Origin of the sequence: Gemmatimonas sp. (assembly GCF_044376735.1) — a bacterium.
Lineage (GTDB): Bacteria > Gemmatimonadota > Gemmatimonadetes > Gemmatimonadales > Gemmatimonadaceae > Gemmatimonas.
This window is the reverse complement of the sequence record NZ_JBILKJ010000258.1, coordinates 1-2,928: the sequence shown is the minus strand read 5'-3', so window position 1 is coordinate 2,928 and position 2,928 is coordinate 1. Positions and strand designations below refer to the sequence as shown.

Genomic DNA, 2,928 nt, shown 5'->3' with positions numbered 1-2,928 from the left:
GGGGCGGCATCGCGCTATTCGACGGCGATGTCTCCCGGGCGCCGATGGGCATCGCGTTGTATCGGCGTCCGCGCGATGGCGCCGTATTCGCCATCGTCGGAGGCAAGAGCGGCCCCGCGGAGGGGTACCTCTGGCAGTATCGCCTCGCCGACGTGGGGAACGGTACACTCACCGCGACGCGCGTCCGGGCGTTCGGCGCGTACAGCGGCCGGAAAGAGATTGAAGCGATCGCCGTCGACCAGCAACTCGGCTTCGTGTACTACAGCGACGAAACGGTCGGCATTCGGAAGTACCACGCCGATCCCGATCGTGCCGACGCCGCCACGGAGCTCGCGCTCTTTGGCACTACCGGATTCGTGAGCGATCACGAAGGCATCGCCGTGTATCCCACGAGCGATTCCACCGGCTACCTGCTGGTCTCCGACCAGCAGGGGCAGCGCCTGCAAGTCTTCGCCCGCGAAGGATCCAAAGGCGCACCGCATACACACGTGGCACTGGCCACGATCCCCGTGGCCGCGCAGGAAACGGATGGTCTCGACGTAACGGCCCGCGCACTCTCGCCGGCGTTTCCCGAAGGACTGCTCGTGATGATGTCGACCGACAAGACGTTCCACTTCTACGACTGGCGCGACGTTCGCAAGCGCCTTCCTCCCAACTGAACCCACTGATGCGTATCTCATTGCACAGCATGGCCGCCGGCCTGCTGCTCCTCGCCGCACCGCTCGGTGCCCAAGGGGTCGTGACCGGCACGGTCACCGATCCGAGCGGCCGTCCGCTCTCCGGCGTCCTCGTCACGGTCGAGGGCACGGCCATCCGCGCCGAAACGCAGAACGGCACGTATCGCGCCGTCAACGTACCGGCCGGCGCGCGCTCGGTCACCTTCCGCTACATCGGCTTCCAGCCCGTCACCAAGCCCGTCACGGTGACCACCGGCGCCACGGTCACGCTCGACGTCAAGATGAGCGAGGCGATCACCAACCTCGCCGCCGTGAAGGTCAAGGGACAGGTCGCCGGTCAGGCCTCGGCGCTCAATCAGCAGCGCACGGCCTCCACGATCTCCAGCGTCATCGACAACGAACTCGTGGGCCGTCTTCCCGACCCCAACATGGCCGAAGCGCTCGCCCGCGTACCGGGTGTGGCCGTTCTCCGTGACCAGGGCGAAGGACGCTTCGTGCAGATTCGCGGCACCAATGCCGATCTCAACTCGATGTCGCTGAACGGACTCCGTATCAGCTCGCCCGAGCAGGCCAGCCGTCAGCTGCCGATGGACATCGTGCCCTCCGATCAGGCCGCGCAGATCCAGATCGCCAAGACGCTCACCCCCGACATGGACGCCGACGCCATCGGCGGCAACGTCAACATCGTCACGCGCACGGCGCGCGCCAACCAGCCACTACTCAACGCCACCTTCGCCGGCGGTGCCAACCAGCTCGGCGGCGGTGCGCTGGTGAACGTCGGTGCCAACGCCGGTAAGCGCTTCGGCGCGTCGCAGAAGTTCGGCGCCATGGTGGGCGGCACGTACTACAAGAACGAACGCGCCTCGCAGAACATCGAAGGCGACTGGTGCTCGCAGACGCGCAATTGCGGCGTCGCCCCGTCGCTCACCTCGCTCGACGCTCCGAACCTGTTCGAACTGCGCGACTACCCGCAGGTGAACCGCCTCCGCGCGGGTCTCAACGGCACCCTCGACTACCTGCTGGCCAACAACAGCAAGCTGTTCGTGCGCAGCACGTTCAACCGCTTCTCCGATGACGAAGTCCGCGCCCGCGCCCGCTTCCGCTTCCGTGGCGGCGGCGGTTCCCGCTGGACGCAGGTGACGCCCGACTCCGGCATCACGACCGGATCGCAGTTCGACCGCGACATCCGCCTTCGCGAGGTCATTCAGGACATCTTCACCGCGCAGGTTGGCGGCGAGCATTTCGCCAAGGATGGTAAGGCACTCGACTGGGCCATCGGCACGTCGCGCGCCTCTGAAAGCCGTCCGGGTGCGCTCACGATGTCGTTCCGCCAGAGCGGCATGACGCTCGGTTACAACTTCGCCGATGCCGACCGTCCGCGCGCCAACGTGTCCGTCGGCTCCTTTGACGATCCCACGCGCTTCGGATTCAATGGACTGACCCGCGAAGTGCGAGACACGAAGGACGCCGACCTCAGCGCCAAGATCAACGCGTCGATGCCGGTGGCGTTCGGCGGCTTTATCGGAACGCTGAAGGGCGGTCTGTCGGCGCGGCTCAAGGAGCGCGACAACAGCCTCGTCACCACGGCGTACACCAGCGCGCTGGGCACGAACACACTGGGCGCGACCAGTGCCACCCTCATGAGCGCCCTCACCGCCGAAACGCAGGGACGCACCCTCTTCGGTGGCGACTACCAGTTTGGCCGCACGTTCGATCCAACGCGTATGGGTGACTTCATCACCGCCAACCCCAACGCGTTTACCGTCAACGCGCTCAGCTCGGCCACCACCTCGGCCGGCGGCACGTTCGCCGTGGGCGAAGATGTCTACGCGGGCTACCTCATGGCCACGCTCGATGCGGGCGCGCTGCGCATCATCCCCGGTGTGCGCGTCGAAGCGACCCGCGTCGAGAACACGGCAAAGATCGTGGCACTCAACGCCGCCGGAAATGCCCTGTCGCGCCCCATCTCGGACACCACCGGCACCAGCAGCTACGTCAACTTTTTCCCGTCGATCAACGCCACGTATCGCGTCGACGAGTACACGAACGTGAAGGCCGCCGTCACGACCGCGCTCGTGCGCCCGCAGTTCCAGGACATGACGCCGTACGTGAATGTGCAGGCGGGTCAGCAGACGGCCTCGATCGGCAATCCGGCGCTCGAGGCCACGACGGCGCTGGCATACGACGTCATGATCGAGCGCTACTTCCGCTCGGTCGGCTTCATGTCGGCCGGCGCGTTCTACAAGGACCT

At 66.3% G+C, this 2,928-nt stretch carries 2 protein-coding genes; both read left to right on the top strand.

The features are described from left to right. On the top strand, window positions 1-659 hold a 659-nt coding region (locus ACIRA7_RS16335), incomplete at its 5' end, for a phytase (protein ID WP_396221893.1). An 8-nt stretch (window positions 660-667) separates the two neighbouring features. After that, window positions 668-2,928: TonB-dependent receptor (locus ACIRA7_RS16330; RefSeq protein WP_396221892.1), on the top strand; the 2,261-nt coding region annotated here is incomplete at its 3' end.